At 36.6% G+C, this 16,970-nt stretch carries 15 protein-coding genes; 6 read left to right on the top strand and 9 right to left on the bottom strand.

Annotated elements, in window-relative coordinates:
* Positions 1-25: 25 nt before the first annotated feature.
* A complete protein-coding gene (locus F981_RS06180; RefSeq protein WP_004719629.1) occupies positions 26-1,567 on the bottom strand; it encodes a TerC family protein in 1,542 nt (513 codons plus the stop codon).
* Between the two features lie 962 nt (positions 1,568-2,529).
* Here F981_RS06180 and F981_RS06175 point away from each other — a divergent pair.
* Entirely contained in the window at positions 2,530-2,994 is a 465-nt protein-coding gene (locus F981_RS06175; RefSeq protein ID WP_004719627.1) for a MarR family winged helix-turn-helix transcriptional regulator, read from the top strand.
* Between the two features lie 3 nt (positions 2,995-2,997).
* Here F981_RS06175 and F981_RS06170 read toward each other — a convergent pair whose 3' ends face one another.
* From F981_RS06170 to ftsY, 5 genes are all read right to left on the bottom strand, one after another.
* Positions 2,998-3,669 (bottom strand): SOS response-associated peptidase, encoded by a 672-nt coding sequence (locus tag F981_RS06170; RefSeq protein ID WP_004719625.1) that lies wholly within the window; start codon positions 3,667-3,669, stop codon positions 2,998-3,000.
* Positions 3,670-3,814: 145 nt separating this feature from the next.
* Positions 3,815-4,435, bottom strand: coding sequence for a 2OG-Fe(II) oxygenase (locus tag F981_RS06165; RefSeq protein ID WP_004719624.1), 621 nt, complete (start codon positions 4,433-4,435; stop codon positions 3,815-3,817).
* 190 nt (positions 4,436-4,625) lie between these two features.
* Positions 4,626-6,788, bottom strand: a complete 2,163-nt coding sequence (locus tag F981_RS06160; protein WP_004719622.1) for a malate synthase G — start codon at positions 6,786-6,788, stop codon at positions 4,626-4,628.
* Positions 6,789-7,426: 638 nt separating this feature from the next.
* Positions 7,427-8,020: a nitroreductase family protein gene (locus F981_RS06155; RefSeq protein ID WP_004719619.1), complete on the bottom strand. Its 594-nt coding sequence runs from the start codon at positions 8,018-8,020 to the stop codon at positions 7,427-7,429.
* A 475-nt stretch (positions 8,021-8,495) separates the two neighbouring features.
* Positions 8,496-9,602, bottom strand: a complete 1,107-nt coding sequence (ftsY, locus tag F981_RS06150) for a signal recognition particle-docking protein FtsY (protein ID WP_004719613.1) — start codon at positions 9,600-9,602, stop codon at positions 8,496-8,498.
* Between the two features lie 175 nt (positions 9,603-9,777).
* On the opposite strand from ftsY, the gene F981_RS06145 reads away from it, so the two are divergent.
* Entirely contained in the window at positions 9,778-11,172 is a 1,395-nt protein-coding gene (locus F981_RS06145; protein ID WP_004719611.1) for a M16 family metallopeptidase, read from the top strand.
* 13 nt (positions 11,173-11,185) lie between these two features.
* Entirely contained in the window at positions 11,186-12,796 is a 1,611-nt protein-coding gene (locus tag F981_RS06140; protein WP_004719610.1) for a M16 family metallopeptidase, read from the top strand.
* A gap of 10 nt (positions 12,797-12,806) precedes the next feature.
* Here F981_RS06140 and F981_RS06135 read toward each other — a convergent pair whose 3' ends face one another.
* Both F981_RS06135 and F981_RS06130 read right to left on the bottom strand, forming a co-directional pair.
* Positions 12,807-13,133 carry a hypothetical protein gene (locus tag F981_RS06135; protein WP_004719609.1) on the bottom strand — a complete coding sequence of 109 codons (327 nt, stop codon included), beginning with the start codon at positions 13,131-13,133 and terminating at the stop codon, positions 12,807-12,809.
* A 278-nt stretch (positions 13,134-13,411) separates the two neighbouring features.
* Positions 13,412-13,768, bottom strand: coding sequence for a hypothetical protein (locus tag F981_RS06130; RefSeq protein ID WP_004719608.1), 357 nt, complete (start codon positions 13,766-13,768; stop codon positions 13,412-13,414).
* A 222-nt stretch (positions 13,769-13,990) separates the two neighbouring features.
* Between F981_RS06130 and F981_RS06125 the strand changes: the two genes are divergently transcribed.
* The 3 genes from F981_RS06125 to F981_RS06115 all read left to right on the top strand — a co-directional run bounded on the left by F981_RS06125 (position 13,991) and on the right by F981_RS06115 (position 15,362).
* Complete coding sequence (locus F981_RS06125) at positions 13,991-14,224, top strand: hypothetical protein (protein ID WP_004719607.1); 234 nt, start codon at positions 13,991-13,993, stop codon at positions 14,222-14,224.
* 181 nt (positions 14,225-14,405) lie between these two features.
* Positions 14,406-14,783, top strand: coding sequence for a DUF2750 domain-containing protein (locus F981_RS06120; RefSeq protein ID WP_004719606.1), 378 nt, complete (start codon positions 14,406-14,408; stop codon positions 14,781-14,783).
* 147 nt (positions 14,784-14,930) lie between these two features.
* Complete coding sequence (locus F981_RS06115) at positions 14,931-15,362, top strand: CBS domain-containing protein (RefSeq protein ID WP_004719605.1); 432 nt, start codon at positions 14,931-14,933, stop codon at positions 15,360-15,362.
* 88 nt (positions 15,363-15,450) lie between these two features.
* On the opposite strand, the gene F981_RS06110 is transcribed toward F981_RS06115, so the two are convergent.
* On the bottom strand, positions 15,451-16,884 hold the full coding sequence (locus tag F981_RS06110; RefSeq protein ID WP_004719604.1) for a molybdopterin-binding domain-containing protein: 1,434 nt from the start codon (positions 16,882-16,884) through the stop codon (positions 15,451-15,453).
* Positions 16,885-16,970: the final 86 nt, after the last annotated feature.

The following is a 16,970-nucleotide window of genomic DNA, read 5'->3' as shown; positions in this document are numbered from 1 at the left end:
TGTTTGCGATTTAATCGTAAAACAGTTACGAAAATTGCTCTGGACGGGTAATTTTTACCGTCTTGATCCGATTTTCATCCATTTCGATGACTTCAAACCAAATGCCCTCTTGTTCAATCTGAGTGCCTACTTTTGCTTCGCCTTGAGTTTTGTCTAAAATCAAACCTGCTACGCTAAAGTAACCTGAGTCTTCTTGAACTAGATCCAACATGCCAAGTTCCAGCTCAAGCTGATACAAGTCAAGCATACCTGATGCTTTCCACGTTGTATCATTCAGTTTGATCAACTCTAACTGTTCATCTGCATCTGGGAATTCACCCGCAATTGCTTCAAACACATCCAACGGAGAAATCAAACCTTGGATATTACCAAATTCGTTACTCACCAAGACCAAAGAACCCTTAGACGTTCTTAAAGTATGAATAGCATCAATCACTTTCATTTTTTCAAAAATAAAAATCGGACGACTACGTTTAAGCAAGGCTTGTAATTGTTCTGGTTCATCCAGTACATCAATTAACTCTTTAGCACGTACAACCGTAACCACTTTATCCAATTGTCCGCGACATACTGGGAATAAACTATGTGGTACAGCCAAGATTTGCTGACGAATACTTTCCGCATCATCTTCAAGATTGATCCACGAAATTTGATTTCTTGGCGTCATAATTGAGGCAACTGAACGTTCAGCAAGTGTCAATACACCACCAACCATATAGCGCTCTTCATCACCAAAGGCTTTTTGAGCAGCTAAAGCTTCAGGGCTTTGTAATAAATCTGCATCCAGCTTACTTCCCATCAATTTTAAGATTGAGTCTGCGGTACGATGACGCAACGGCGTTTTCGACTGATGCTTTTCAACATTACGGCTGGAAAATTGGTTAAAGGCTTCAATTAAAATTGCCACACCAATACCCGAGTAAATATAGCCTTTCGGAATATGGAAACCAAAACCTTCAGCGATTAAACTCACACCAATCAACAATAAGAAACTTAAACATAGAATCACGACTGTCGGATGCTTATTGACAAATGCTGTTAACGGTTTAGAAGCAATCAACATCACAACCACAGCAATCGTTACAGCGGCCATCATCACATAGATATTGTCGACCATACCAATCGCGGTAATCACCGAATCAAGAGAGAATACTGCGTCTAAAACGATGATTTGCGCCACAACTGCCCAGAAGCTTGCATAAACAACTGCACCTGAACTTTTAACCTCAGGTTTTCCTTCCATTTTTTCATGTAGTTCAGTGACAGCTTTATAGACAAGGAACAGTCCACCGAATAATAAAATTAAGTCTCGACCTGAGAAAGACAACCCGCCAAAAGCGATTAAAGGCTTGGTTAATGTGACCAGCCACGAAATAATAGACAGCAAGCCTAAACGCATAATTAAGGCTAAAGATAAACCAATAATACGTGCTTTGTCTCGTTGTTCAGGAGGAAGTTTATCTGCAAGAATGGCGATAAAGACCAGGTTATCAATACCCAGTACAATTTCTAAAACAATCAGGGTTAAAAGACCAACCCAAATTCCAGGGTCTAATAAAAATTCCATTATTAGAGCTCCTGCTTATTATTATCAATATATAAGAAGAAAAATAAATTTGACCTACACGACGACGGATCCATGAATGAAACCTTTTCAACTAAATTAGATTAATTATGCACAATATCTTGCAGTTGTAATTAATTTTCACAAAAATTTTACATTTATTTAAGATTTTTCTTATGATTAACCTTGCGATACGGGTGAATTGTAAGTAATCCCTGCCTCGCATGATCAATTCGATGCTTTACAGATGCCGGTTCATCTTATTCAAATTATTTTTCACTCAATCTAACAAAAATGTCATTAGCTTTTTTCAATATAAATTGTGTATAACTATAGTTATTAAATGCTATTTACCTTCTAACGGTATAAATCGCTTTAATTTAATTAATGATTTTCAATCGGATATATGGGCATTTAGGGAGGAAATACTTAGATTTATTCCCATTATGACGTAATCAAACCTAATTATTAACAGTAAAGCCAAGTTGATTTTTCTTATTTTTCAGTTAAAATAACATCAGATGTTAATTTTTTTAACTAATAAGCTTGCTTTTAACAACATCTTCTTGGTAATTTTCATACTTAAGCAAGCTGAAATATACGTAGGAGGAGCCACTATGACACAGGGACATTCAATGACTTTCAATAAAATCAACCTTTGCGGTTGTTTTGAAACTTTCGATTCCACACTAACAACTAGAGAATGAACTCTGTTCATTCTAAATTGCATGAAGAAGCGACTAAATTTACGCAAGGTATTACTACTTTTTATCTAATTTAAGACAGTTATACAATGCCTTTACTGAATACTTTAACTTAAGTTTGGTTCAAGCAAAATTTACATTTCGTCGATTTTACTTGTTTTTTTCATTAAGTGATCTATCACATATTGATTCAAGTATTCAAAGTAAAATATGATTACCGCTTAATATATGGCAATAATTACAAAAAACAGGGACCTCTAAATGACTAAAAAATATGCAAAATTTTTACCTGCAGCTGAAAATTTTAATATCGAAAATTTCCCATACTATTGGATCAGCCAAGTTCATTCTCAGTATGTTTTAAATTTAGATCACGTACTTAAAAAGTATGGGGTAGACAATTCTAGACGACGATTATTAGTTGCTTTAGAAGCCAAACCAGATGCAAGTGTTTCTGAGCTTTCGGAAATGATCGTTTCAAAAATGTCGACGACAACCAAAATTGTTTATCGCTTAAAAGAGGAAGGCTTTGTAGATACCTACTCTTGTGAACATGATGCACGTATTACACGGGTACATTTAACAGAAGCTGGTCAACAAATGACGCTAAAAATTAATGATTTAATGAGTGTTGTACTTGAACAGTCATTTGACGGTTTAACACCACTACAAATTGAAAAAACCATGGAAAATTTAAAAATCATCTTTAAGAATCTTGCACATTAATCCTTAAGATTCTTCATCAAAGATGTTCAACTGTGGCGAGTTTTTGTTATTTGATATTTTGGGGCAATAAAAACACTCAAACTCCGCCACAGGGAAACCCTCAATAAAACTCGAAATATTGGGCTGTTGTAAACCCAACCACTCATCAAGTCGATGATGTGGAATGACTACCACCGAACGCTTATCTGTTCGAGGTTCATGGAATTCACTCATCATCGGATGGGTGTGGGCGTCCATACTGATCATGGTCGCTGAACGAACAACTTCACCGGTTTTTAATCGGGTAATCTCATACAATGCCGCAATATAAAAAGCTTGATCATCTTTACGCCTTACCCCCCAACGCTGTGGTCGGCCATTGATGTATTTGGATTCATAGAACTCTGTCACGGGGATCACGCCAAACTGGCACTTGCTAAAAGCCTCGACAAAACTGCGCTTTTCCATCAGGGTTTCATTTCTTGCATTATAAGTATGTTTTGCTGCTTCTTTATCCTCAGCCCATTTTGGCACTAAACCAAAGTTGACTAAACGCCATTCAATCCCTTGATTAGATTTAAATAATAACGGCGTTTGAAAGCTTGGAAATATTTCATCTTCATACGAGAAAGGTATCGCGGGTAAGCCAAGCTGCTGAACTTGTATTAAGCTGATCGGTTTAAAATTAGCACACATAATAATAAGATTTTAAATGATTAATTTATAATTGTGGAATCTATCTATCGCCGCTATCCATTGATAAGAACCTTAGACATTGATAAAAAGTTGAGACAGTTCGCAATTTAAATTGAGGATAAACCGAAATTTATCCTCTTTGCTTTTATCCAAAAATCTTTTTTACCTTGGCACTTAAACCATGGAAAAACTTATGTTTTGCATTGGCTTTTTCGCTGGTCAAAAAGTTAATTTGAATAGATTGACGTTGCCCTTCATAAGGAATATAGCCATGCCAACCATTGTCAGTCACTTTAAATGCAACCAGTGAGCCTGGTCCTGCATTGATTTCAGTCACATAGTTATTGATGTCTTTATCGTCATTGAGGATACGTAAACGTCCATTTGGTGCATCCCAAGATTCATTTAAATAGATCAAAACCGTCAACAATTTGCTTTTTGAATCACTATGAATCCGCCCATCTTTTTGACGAGAGTAGCCACGTAAAGTAATCATCATCGGATGTTCCATCACATTGACATCAAATTTATCTGTTAAAATTTGACGAAATTCTGGTGTATCCAATGATTTTAGAAAGCGATCAAAATTAGGCTTAATTTCTACATCTTCGATGTTAAAGCTTCCGCCCTGTTCAATTTTAGGAAAGTCTTGGATTACTGCCTGGACTTCACTGTCAGCCAAAGCATTTTCAACCACAAAATACGGATAAGGCGTACTTGCAACTTCAGCATTTTTCAGCGCATCTAATTTCAGAATTGATGTCATTTATAATTCAGCTTAATGATTAATTCCCTTAAATTGTATCAGAGATTTTATCTTATTGGCTTAAAACTCAAAGTCGGGTCTACAAATTTTATATATGAAAGCAAAGCAACATTTAAAATAAACCATAAAAAGAATAAAGCCTCCGAAGAGGCTTTATTGATAAGCTAATAGGATAAATTAGACGATAAAATTAATCGCCTGTATAGCCTTTTAACTTTAAGCGATACGCATGCAATAATGGCTCAGTATAACCAGACGGCTGTTCACCACCTTTGAATACTAAATCATAAGCAGCTTTATATGCATAACCGTCAAAACCAGGCGCCATGTTGCTATATTCAGGATCGTTGGCATTTTGCTCATCAACAATCTTCGCCATACGCTGCATAACTTCTTCAACTTGCGCTTTAGTCACAATACCATGACGCAACCAGTTCGCAACGTGTTGAGAAGAAATACGTAACGTTGCACGGTCTTCCATTAAACCGACATTGTTAATGTCTGGCACTTTAGAACAACCCACACCTAAATCAACCCAACGAACAACATAACCCAAGATACCTTGAAGGTTATTTTCAAGCTCTTTGGTCTTCTCTTCTTCAGTCCAGTTTGTATCTGTCGCTAAAGGCGGTGTCAACAAGTCATCTAACGGAAGCGCTTCAGTTTTCAATAACTCTTGTTGGCGTGCTGAAACATTACATTGATGATAATGAATCGCGTGAATCACAGCACCTGATGGTGAAGGAACCCATGCACAGCTCGCACCCGCTTCAGGATGTTCAATTTTGGTTTTATACATGTCTAAAAGCATGTCAGGTTTAGGCCACATACCTTTACCAATCTGTGCTTTACCACGTAAACCTGCTTGTAGACCTACCATCACATTACGGTTTTCATAAGCTGGGAACCAAATTTGGCTTTTCACTTCGCCTTTACGAACGAAAGGACCTGCTTCCATAAAGGTATGAATTTCATCACCTGTACGGTCCATGAAACCAGTATTGATGAAAATAGTACGGTCTTTCGCTTGTGCAATACAGTTTTTCAAGTTTACAGATGTACGGCGTTCTTCATCCATAATCCCGATTTTCAAAGTTTTCGCTGGTAAGCCCAGTGCTTGTTCAGAACGTTCAAACAATTCAACAGCGAATGCAACTTCTTCTGGACCATGCATTTTTGGTTTAACGATATACATTGACCCTTTGCGCGAGTTTTTGTTTTCGTTTTGACCTTTGATGTCTGCGAAAGTCAATAATGGTGTAATTAAAGCATCCATAATACCTTCGTAGATTTCAGCACCATCTACAAGGATCGCAGGGTTCGTCATTAAATGACCAACGTTACGAAGAAGCATCAATGAACGACCATGAAGTGTTGTTTCACCACCGATCAAATTCTTATGTGTACGATCTTTATTCAATGTACGCGTCACGGTTTTACCGTTCTTCTCAATTGATTCTTCAAGCGTACCTTTCATTAGACCTAACCAGTTACGGTAGCCTTCTACTTTCTCTTCTGCATCTACAGCAGCAATCGAGTCTTCCAAATCTTGAATCGTGGTAACAGCAGCTTCTAAAACAAGATCTTTAACACCAGCCGCATCAGTTTTACCCACTGGGCTATTTGCATCAATTTCAATAACAACGTGTAAGCCGTTATTTAAAAGTACAATTTCAACGGGTGCAGATTCGTCGCCATTAAAACCGACAAATTGTGATTCTTTCGCCAAAGTCGAGGTTGAACCGTCTTTAAGGGTTACAACAAGTTTTTTGCCTTCAACAGCATATTTTGTTGCATCTGCATGTGAACCATTTGCCAATGGGAATGTTTCATTTAAGAAATTCTTAGCAAATGCGATAACTTTATCGCCACGAACTGGGTTATAGCCTTTACCTTTTTCCGCGCCACCTTCTTCAGAGATCACGTCAAAACCGTAAAGCGCATCGTATAAAGAACCCCAACGTGCATTTGCCGCATTTAAGCAATAACGTGCATTACGCACAGGTACCACCAATTGCGAACCAGCCAATAATGCGATTTCTTCATCAACATTTTCTGTACTGATTTGAAAATCTTCTACTTCTGGTAATAAGTAGCCAATTTCTTTAAGGAAAGCTTTATAAGCTTGGAGTTCAAATTTATTGTTGCGGTGCCATTCATCAATTTTAGCCTGAATCTCGTCACGCTTCGCTAAAAGCGCCTTATTCTTAGGGCTAAGATCGACAACAACTTGCTCAAAGTTTTTCCAGTATGTTTCACTATCTAAACCAGAACCTGGTAGTGCTTCATTTTCGATGAAATCGTAAAGTTCTTTAGCAATCGCTAACTTGCCTTTTTGAATACGTGCAGTCATTGTCTTTCCTGATATTGCTACTTTTTATAACAAGAGTTTCTAGTATACCGATTTAAACCATGCTGAATAGTATTATCACATTGCTAAATAGTGATCATTTTAATTAAAAAAAATAGCTATATTAACTTAAAAAATAACGATCAAAAATACAGCAACACCCTCAACTAAATCATCAACTTAAATCGCTTTTTAACAGTGTATAAATTTTTTAAAATGTCTAAATTAGACCAAAGTGCTGAATCAACCCTAATTTCCCCATTTTTTTATACACTTTTATTCCTTGAGCAAAGATTAAGCCATGAATAGCGCTAAATGTCGATAAAACCAATCCATAATTCTGTGTAAAGAATTGTTCGATTCACTTATATTTTTTTCTGTTTGTTCAAATCTCATCTTATTGTTTCAATTTAGATGATTAGAATCTTTAGCAACAAGATGGAATCGCATAATTTTTTAAACCACTTAAGCTTTTTTAGATTATTTAATCATACGGCTTCTACCTATTGTCTGGCGACAAGCAGGGATAACGCACTGCACATAAAAAACCTGTTTAAAATTTACATTCTAAACAGGTTTCTGGAATAGCAAGGTCTAAGCTAAATAAGCAATAGACCTCAGCTTAAAACAAAATGTTTCACTTAGTTAAAAGTTTTAAAACGTGTTGCATCATCAATAAATGTTTTTTCGCCCGCTGGTGCTTCGATTGAACCAAATACTAATTGTGCGCGAAGTTTCCAGTCAGCAGGTACATCAAATGTTGCCGCCACTTCTTCATCTACGATTGGATTATAATGTTGTAAAGATGCACCAATACCCGCTTCAGCCAATGCAGTCCAAGTTGCAAATTGTGCAATACCTGTTGAATGCTCAGACCATACTGGGAAATTGTCTGCATATAATGGGAATTGTTCTTGTAAAGCTTTGATCACACTTAAATCTTCATAAAACAACACTGAACCAGCACCAGCGATAAAGCTGTTAATTTTACCCGAAGTTCCTTCAAATGCTTCAGCTGGAACGATTTTACGTAAAGTTTCTAAAACGATTGTCCAGAATTTAACATGTGAATCACCAAATAAAATCACAGCACGAGAAGACTGTGAGTTAAATGAGGATGGGCTATGCTTGATTGCATCTTTGATGATTTCTTCAATTTTCGCTTGGTCTAAGCTTAAATCTCTACCAATTGCATAAATTGTACGGCGTTGTTTGATTTGATTTAAAAATGACATTGTGTTAATCCTTCTATGACCAAATGGGTCGTGTTATTTAACATGGTTTGAGTGTATTGCATCATTCTTAGTTTCGTCATGCTTATATACATAACAATGTGTTCTATATTTAGAACAATATGTGAAATCGGGCATTTATAAATGCCATCGTGTTTATGTGGTCCCCTTTTTAAATTGCAATTAAAGTATTTATTAATCAAACAATTCAATTAAAATTTACCATTAAACCCAGCCTATTGCTTTGAGCTTTACAACGATAAGAATATGGCAAATATCCTATATACTTTTCATTGCTTGTTTTGTGGTAAAAATATTGCAAATCTGGACATACGATTCTAGACATCGCATTAAAGTACAACTTGATGACATTCTTATGATGCCTTCTTTCAATAACATACCACCATCAATCACAATCTTAGAAAATAAAAAACTCCGCATAAAGCGGAGTCTCATTTAAGATAAATAATTTTCTAAATTACTTATCTGTTTCAAACAGTGCAGCGACAAATGATTTTGCAGAGAATGGACGTAAATCATCAATCTTCTCACCCACACCAATATATCGAATTGGTACATGAGTACGACTGGCAATATTAAACAACACACCACCCTTTGCCGTTCCATCTAATTTGGTAATGGTTAAACCTGTTAAGCCTACAGCTTCGTCAAACATTTCAACTTGGTTAATCGCGTTTTGACCAGTACCAGCATCCACCACCAACATCACTTCATGTGGCGCAGTTGCATCAATTTTTTGCATCACACGTTTTACTTTAGTCAACTCAGACATTAAGTTACTTTTGTTATGCAAACGCCCTGCTGTATCAGCAATTAAAACGTCCACACCTTTGGCACGTGCACTTTCAAAGGCATCAAAAATGACTGAAGCACTATCTGCACCATGACCTTGAGCCACGACAGCAATATTGTTACGTTCACCCCAGATTTGAAGTTGTTCAGTTGCCGCTGCGCGGAAGGTATCTCCTGCTGCAAGCATGACTTTCTTGCCTTCACCTTGTAAACGTTTGGCTAATTTACCAATCGTGGTGGTTTTACCCACACCATTTACCCCCACCACCAAAATCACAAATGGATTTTTATTGGGATCGATATGCAATGGTTTTACCCGAGGTGCAAGTAAAGCAACCAGCTCTTCTTGTAGCGCTTTATACAATGAATGTGAGTAAATCAAATCACCACGTTCTGTACGCTCAGTCAAATTCGCAATAATGGTTTTAGTCGCCTCTACCCCGATATCAGCAACCAAAAGTTGCTCTTCTACTTCTTCGAGCAACTCATCATCAATTTCTTTACCACCAATCAGGATATTGACCATACCATCGGCAAGGCTTTTACGCGATTTGGTCAAACCTTCTTTCATGCGGCTAAAAAAGCCACCTTTAGATTTTTCATCTGCCGATTCAATCTGTGCGTCTTGGCTCTCAGTTTGAACAGGTTCCGTTTTAGGTGTTTCTACATTATTTTCAATAATAGGCACATTGACGGCTGGTAAACTAGGTAATGTGACATCGTCATCCCCGATATCCGCATCAATCAAGAATTTATTTTGCTGTTCTTGCATGCCGATTCCTTGAAAAGCATAGCGTTAAAAAAGAATGAGTTTAGCATAGATTGCATCATTTTTAGCGTTAAAGCAGCGATAAAACAAGCAAACCAAAATGCAACATTCCAGCCTTGCTTTAAATCATTAATTTTTTAAGAATAGTTCTAAATTAAAATAAATTTTTGGGTTATCTGTGTATATTCTGAAATCTAAATTCTTAAATCTTCTTAGACAATCCAAAGTTATCCTTGCGCCACTCTTATTTTTATCTTTTAACACGGTAAATACGCAACTTCAGGCAGCACCTCAAAGCCAACTTTCTAGGACCACCTTTGAAACCACACTGAAAAATGGTTTAAAAGTGATTATCCGTGAAGATCATCGTTCACCAATTGTTATGACCCAAATCTGGTACGGCGTGGGAAGTAGTGATGAGTCAGGTAATGTACTGGGTATTTCGCATGTGCTTGAACATATGATGTTTAAAGGAACCAAAAAAGTTCCTGATGATGAGTTTGCGCGTTTGAGTCGAATTTATGGTGGCCGCACCAACGCTGCCACATATACAAATTACACCAACTATTATCAGCTTTACCCCAAGAAGTATTTTCCATTGGCTTTGGAACTTGAAGCAGACCGTATGACAAATCTGGTCCTCAAACAACAAGACTTTGATCCTGAAATCAAAGTGGTTATGGAGGAAAGACGACAACGGACAGATGATAATCCACGAAATCTAGCCTACGAACGTTTTAAATGGATCGCCTATCCAACCAGTCACCATCGTCAACCGGTGATTGGCTTTATGAAAAACCTACAGAATATTCGTCTGGATGATCTTAAACATTGGTATCAAACTTGGTACACCCCCAATAATGCGACCTTGGTCATCGTGGGAGATGTCAATGCAGAACAAGCACTTAAACAGGTTGAAAAATATTTTGCGGCAATTCCCAAAAAGGAACTTCCTGACCGTAATGATGTTTTAGAGTTTGATCGAATGGGTTATCGACACATGGAAGTGCAGTTGCCAGTACAAGTCCCCAACTTGTTTATGGCTTGGAATGTCAAATCCATTGCTACAGCAAAAAACCCACAAGATGCCTACGCCCTGACCATTATCCAGTCCTTACTGGATGGCGGAATCTCCGCTCGCTTACAAGACCGTCTGATTCGAGATAAAAAAGTGCTGACCGCAATCAGTGTCAGATACGACCCCTATAATCGCGGCGACAGTTTATTTATGATCTCCGCGATCCCAAGTGATGATGTTTCTCTGGATGAGGCACAAAAAGCGATTGAAAAAGAGATGAATTTATTTAAAACAGAATTGGTCAATCAAGCTGAACTCGATCGTGTCAAAAACAACTTCGTTTCAAATTTAATCTATAGTCAGGATGATATTGGTGGACAAGCCAATATGATTGGGAATTTGGAAGTAAACGGCCTAAGTTTTCGTTTAATGGATGAGTTACCCAAACATTATGACAAAGTGACGCCACAAGATTTACAACGAATTGCCAATATTTATTTTGTCAAAGCCAATCTGAGTAGTTTGTATTTAATGCCTGAAAGTACAAAAGAATAAAAAAGGATCTCTCATGAATTTTAATCCATTTTCGACCTATTCGATAAAAATACCCCTGTTTGTGTTCATCAGCTTACTCTACTCTCCTCTTAACCATGCGGAGGTTGAATTAGACAATCATGATGAAACCGATGCGGTTATAGATGATTCAGCACTTAAGGCAAATTTGACCTTACAAAGTTTAAAAAATTTAGATAAACATCAACAATACCAAGCGCCCTTTGTTCAAGACCTCTCCAACAACCAAAAAGTCAGAACACTGTTTGTTTCAGCCACCGACCTGCCTATTGTGGATATTCAACTCACCTTTAATGCAGGTTCGTCACAGGATGAAGCACTAGGAAAAGGTCTGTATGGTATGGCAAATATGGCAGCCAAGCTGATCACTGAAGGCACAGATCAATATACAGCAAAAGAGATCGCATCTACATTTGAAGGATTAGGCGCTCAATTTAGCGTTACCGCGTACCGTGATATGTTTGTCGTCCGACTCCGGGTCTTGTCAGATCCTGAAAAATTAAACCCTGCTATCAATACCATGTTGCATGTGCTGAATCATGCACAATTTAATCCATCGGGTTTAAATCTTGTGCTAAATAATACCAAGGTTGGGCAAAAGCAAATCCAAGAAAATCCAAGTCGGATTATGAATATTCGCTTTTATCGTGCGTTATATGGACAACATCCTTATGCCGAACCGACTGTGGGGACCAATGGGAGCCTTAAAAAAATTACCCCAGAACTACTTAGGGCTTATCGACAGAAACTGCTTGTTGCCCAAAACATGAATATTGCCATTACTGGTAATTTAACTTCAGCCGATGCAACCCAACTGGCCAATTTAATCAGTCAAAATCTAACCCAAGGTGAAGCTGCTCAAGCACTTCCTGAACCACAAGATCAAAGTGATTTTAATATCCATTACATTCCGTTTAACTCAACGCAAGCCAATGTGATGATGGGACACTTAGCTATTCAGCGCAGCGATCCTGATCGTGTTGCATTAGAAGTTGCCAATCAAATGTTTGGCGGAAGCGGATTTAATTCCATTTTAATGAAAGAACTTCGGGTTAAACGGGGTTATACCTATGGAGCTTATAGTAATTTAACCTCCACATTGGCTCAGGGTTTTTTTAGTTTGAGTTATTCTACTGAACAAAATCAATTGATGGACAGTATCAAAGTTGCACATCAAGCCTTACGTGATTTTGTAAAAAATCCAATCCAAAGAAAACAGCTCGAAGAAACCAAAGAAGGCATGTTACGTTCATTTCCAATGACCTTTAGTTCCAATGCCAATATCAATGCCCAAATCGCATCAATTGGTTTTTATCAACTTCCTGCGGATTATTTGACTCAATATCAAAAGCAATTGAGCCAAGTCACCACCAAGCAAGTCCAAAAAGCCATTCAAAAACATCTTCGTGCGGATCGTCTCACTTTGGTTGTTGTTGCACCGACATTGGACCAGAATGCATTAAAAGACATGTTGAGTGCTGATTTAGCCAACCCAGATCAATCCAGTACAAATCAAAACAAGCAAGTGGATACGCAAGCCATGCCAAATGTCCCGACATTGATCATTCAAAAAACAATTCGCCCGCAAGCGGAATCAACCAAATGAGTATTATCAGTTATTGCGGATCTTTACTATCCACCGCAGGATATCGTTTTACTTGTTGATTTTCAAAATGATAGGCACGTAGTAGGCGTAAATACTCAACCACATAAATACGATCTTGGCGGCGCAATTGATTGGCAATTTTTTGCGTCTTAGGATTGGCGGCTTGTTGTGAATATTGCATCACATATTTGTATTGATCTGGATTAATTGGCCGTGTTAAAGCCAATGTTGCAAGAAAAATCATCAGTGCGATGACCACAACAACAAAAGAATTCAAGATTTTTTCCACAGGAAAAGAACTATACAATTTTTGAAAATAATCTTTGAATTTACGCATGAACTACCTCTAATTATGGATAGTTTATCACTCTGATCATAAAAATATAGCGCTTTCTAAGCTACATTTTATCTGTATTCTCAAGTATACAGCCATCTTTAATCGTCATTGATATCTTGAGAAAATATGCCAAGCACACGATAACAACCAAACCGTAACCGACAAACTCTGCAACAGCAAAAATAATTTATCGACAAAATGAAAGCTCTCCTCTAATAAAAGACGAGAGCTTTATGAATGTTTAGAGAACAATAGCGCTTAACGCATAAATTACATGATTAAATAATTGCTCTCAAAAATGCAAAATACAAAATAATCGCAATAATTGCCAATGCAATACTGACAGCAAAGATACTCACTCCACCCTCTGCATGCGCTGGATGCAAATCATCATCATCAGCAAGACGCCTTAATTCACCATCATAGATCCGGTAAAAGCCTGCTTTTTGCACTGGATTTAAGTTTCGGGTATAATCGTACACGCGTTTACGCTGGGCTAAACAATAATCCCCAAGATGGATTTCTTGATGATAAATTGCCTCATCCAGTTGTTTACGGTGATACTGAGCTAATTCTACGATCTGAGACTCAGCAGCGGGTACATCAAAAATAAAGCCATCTATAGTGTTTGTCATTTTGCTCTCCCTTTGTCTTAATTCTCATATTGATTTTAATAAATATTATTTCTGATTAATGTTTAATCATGTAATCTTATCTTCGTCAAGCATAGATTTCAAATCGCTTGACAAAAAAGGCTAATTGTAATATTAGTTTAATAAAGTTAAGTTAGATTAGTTAAGTATAAGCTCCGTTGGGGAGCTATGTTAAAAGATCATAATTACAATAAGGAGTTATATATGATTCATCAAATCTCTCACCAAGACTTAGAACATGTTTATGCAGATGCTGTAAATACAATCCAGTGTGAAATGAACTTTGTAGAAGCGGTAAAAGCATTAGAAGATGCGGCGAAAGCGGGTCATGGTAAAGCGGCAATGTTTCTTGCAGAACTTTACTACCAAGGTTTCCGTGTTGAACGTGATTCTCTAAAAGCCCAATATTGGCAAAAGATGGCAACCATGCAAGCATAATAAAACGTCACCTAGGTGGCGTTTTTTTTAACCCCTATTCTTTTTATTTTTTAATAAATCATTACGCTTTCAATACATTTTTTATTGTTTTAATAAATGCTTACGATTGAGCATAAAGCACCAACAGTTCTTATAAGAATTTCAACTACAATAGGCAATGTACTAAATAAGATTGTTAATTATGAAAAAGTATATTCATCTTCAGCCCATTTCGAATGAATTGTTTATTAAAATTTCTATTTTAAAATCACTCATGTATTGTGGTGTACTTTGGGGACTTTACCATGATGGCTGGGCAATGAAGTCTGGTTCAAATGAAGTTTATTTTCCTTTTTGGCTAAACGCTGTTCAAGCCCATCAGTATGCAAAGATTCATTGGCCTCACTACACCCCTCGCAGAATAACACCTAAAGATTTTAGAGAATCGCTGTTACCTACATTAACACGGCTCAATATCATGCCTGCATTGTTTAATTCTTCATCTCGAAAATTTAAACTCTCAACTTCTCAAATGGAACATTTCTTTTTCCATAGTCATGTTCAATTTCAACCGGCTTAAAGGCGAAGATATATTTTTAGTAGTTTAAAATTGTTGTAAAAAATAAACTTTATATTTTTATGACTGCAAAGTATTTGCAAAGTTAAAAAATACAGTTAAGTTAAAGGTGTGCAGATTGGTAAGCACCCTAGAAAAGGAAGAATAATTATGACGACAGTAGCACAAGTAATCCAAGATAAGATTGGTCGTGAAATTTATACGATTTCACCCTCTGCCACAGTATTAGAAGCCATTACACTTATGGCAAACAAAGGTATTGGTGCTGTGGTTGTCACTAAAGATACAAAGGTCGTCGGAATCCTCTCAGAACGCGACTATACGCGTAAAATTGCCCTTATGCAGCGTACCTCTGACCATACAACGGTCGCTGAAATTATGACGTCTAGAGTGATTTCTGTGACACGTGGCCATACGGTTGAAGAATGTTTAAATTTAATGACTGACGGACACTTACGCCATTTACCTGTGATTGAAGGTGAAACGCTGGTTGGATTTGTTTCTATTGGCGATTTAGTCAAAGCTACGATGGAAGATCAACGGAAATTGATTGAACAATTAAGACAATATATTTCAGGTTAAGTGACATTATAAAAATATAACCCTCCATGTGGAGGGTTTTTTTATTGTGTATAGAAAATTGGCAGCTCAGCTTGCATGTAAAACCATTTTAAATTTCAAGATAATAGAAATAATCACCTGCTTTGAGTTGCATGTCTTCATTTATCATGGGGATAAAACAATTACACTCACTAAAGAAACTCAGCATATCGGGACGTTCATTTTCTACTTTAATAATTTTAATTTCTGCAATCTTCGTAGTGCTCATTTCCCCATCTTTACCATAATGCACATCACTCGCATACCCCCAAAAAAATCTATGCTGACTGTCAGCAATTCCTTGATAGTCAAAATCATGATTTAAAACGCCAATTTTCCATTCAGGTTGAACGGGTTTGTTATATAGATGGCTGAGAATCGTTGGTTTTATAAAAATATGCATATTGATAATAATATCAAGAATATAGCCAGGTATATAACTTACGATAGCCCGATCCTCATAAGTTTTAGTCCTCGTGCAAAATGGAATTCCTTTTTCATTGAGATATTTAATCGTTTCTTTTTTTATTGGACTTCTTAAACCGCCGACCATCATCTTAAAAGAATTTCCAATCAAATAACTTTTTTGATGAACTAAACCTTGTTCAGTTAATACGTTTAACTCATTAATGGATCTAAATAGCCCCAATTGGACAAGATGCTGATCTACAGCCAGACCGCATGCAACGATATAATCAAAGTCTTCTGTAACTTTTTTAATATTCTGAATATATGTTTCAATATCAGTTGTGATTTCAAAATCTTCTATTGAACGATTATTTGACTCATATCTTGATGGCTTAATTTTTATCACTTCAAAACGATACCCCCAACTTTTCATAGAATCTTTAATGTATTCCAATTCAAAATTTTTATTGAAATGATCAAGCTCGTAATCTACACACAATATTGCAAATCGTGTATTTTTATAAACCTGTACATATTCAATGCCAGCTTGTCTCAGCAAAGCCTTTTTTGTGTTGGTAATGACATCGTCTTTTTTTAAAATGATATCTTGTTCTTTATAATCATCACCTACTTTAATCACTCCACTACCTTTGTTTATCTCAGTCAACGCATTATCTTTTTGAACGCTTAGAAAAGCCGCATCAAACCATGGCTGAAACTGTTCGGTTGTTATGACTGTATTCCCAATTGTTCCCATCCTGATGTATTGAGGAATACCTGTTTCATATTCATTTTTTATTTTTATCTTGTACGGATCTTTACCGTTACGTAATGCGCCATAGAAATGGACCGAATCAATCTTTTTAAATTGTTCAATTGTGGTAATATCTTGATGAATATTTAACATTTTTCCACAAATTGCGGATAATTCTACCGATGGATAATTTTGATTCGCACATACATTTTCAGATAATCTCCTATCTAAACAATTTTCAAGTAAAACTGTTTCAGTTAAAGTAGAATTTGGTTTTATTTTACTTATCATTACCAATTTGCTAAAAATTTTTCCTACATAGTCACTATTTTTTATATTCATTGGCTACCTTACGTTCACGTCAAATTTATTTTAAATAAAGTTCAACAGTGTGTACTGCTGAACTTTTAATGTTACTTTTGGTTATT

The sequence above is a fragment of the Acinetobacter guillouiae CIP 63.46 genome (genome assembly GCF_000368145.1).
Taxonomy (GTDB): domain Bacteria; phylum Pseudomonadota; class Gammaproteobacteria; order Pseudomonadales; family Moraxellaceae; genus Acinetobacter; species Acinetobacter guillouiae.
This window is presented reverse-complemented; position numbering and strand designations above follow the sequence as displayed.

What these genes read in the sequence shown, in the direction of transcription:
- F981_RS06160 (WP_004719622.1), bottom strand. Translation starts at nt 6,788, where the DNA reads ATGACTGCACGTATTCAAAAAGGCAAGTTAGCGATTGCTAAAGAACTT.
- F981_RS06125 (WP_004719607.1), top strand. Translation starts at nt 13,991, where the DNA reads ATGATTCATCAAATCTCTCACCAAGACTTAGAACATGTTTATGCAGAT.
- F981_RS06115 (WP_004719605.1), top strand. Translation starts at nt 14,931, where the DNA reads ATGACGACAGTAGCACAAGTAATCCAAGATAAGATTGGTCGTGAAATT.
- ftsY (WP_004719613.1), bottom strand. Translation starts at nt 9,602, where the DNA reads ATGCAAGAACAGCAAAATAAATTCTTGATTGATGCGGATATCGGGGAT.
- F981_RS06110 (WP_004719604.1), bottom strand. Translation starts at nt 16,884, where the DNA reads ATGAATATAAAAAATAGTGACTATGTAGGAAAAATTTTTAGCAAATTG.
- F981_RS06130 (WP_004719608.1), bottom strand. Translation starts at nt 13,768, where the DNA reads ATGACAAACACTATAGATGGCTTTATTTTTGATGTACCCGCTGCTGAG.
- F981_RS06155 (WP_004719619.1), bottom strand. Translation starts at nt 8,020, where the DNA reads ATGTCATTTTTAAATCAAATCAAACAACGCCGTACAATTTATGCAATT.
- F981_RS06175 (WP_004719627.1), top strand. Translation starts at nt 2,530, where the DNA reads ATGACTAAAAAATATGCAAAATTTTTACCTGCAGCTGAAAATTTTAAT.
- F981_RS06140 (WP_004719610.1), top strand. Translation starts at nt 11,186, where the DNA reads ATGAATTTTAATCCATTTTCGACCTATTCGATAAAAATACCCCTGTTT.
- F981_RS06120 (WP_004719606.1), top strand. Translation starts at nt 14,406, where the DNA reads ATGAAAAAGTATATTCATCTTCAGCCCATTTCGAATGAATTGTTTATT.
- F981_RS06165 (WP_004719624.1), bottom strand. Translation starts at nt 4,435, where the DNA reads ATGACATCAATTCTGAAATTAGATGCGCTGAAAAATGCTGAAGTTGCA.
- F981_RS06180 (WP_004719629.1), bottom strand. Translation starts at nt 1,567, where the DNA reads ATGGAATTTTTATTAGACCCTGGAATTTGGGTTGGTCTTTTAACCCTG.
- F981_RS06170 (WP_004719625.1), bottom strand. Translation starts at nt 3,669, where the DNA reads ATGTGTGCTAATTTTAAACCGATCAGCTTAATACAAGTTCAGCAGCTT.
- F981_RS06135 (WP_004719609.1), bottom strand. Translation starts at nt 13,133, where the DNA reads ATGCGTAAATTCAAAGATTATTTTCAAAAATTGTATAGTTCTTTTCCT.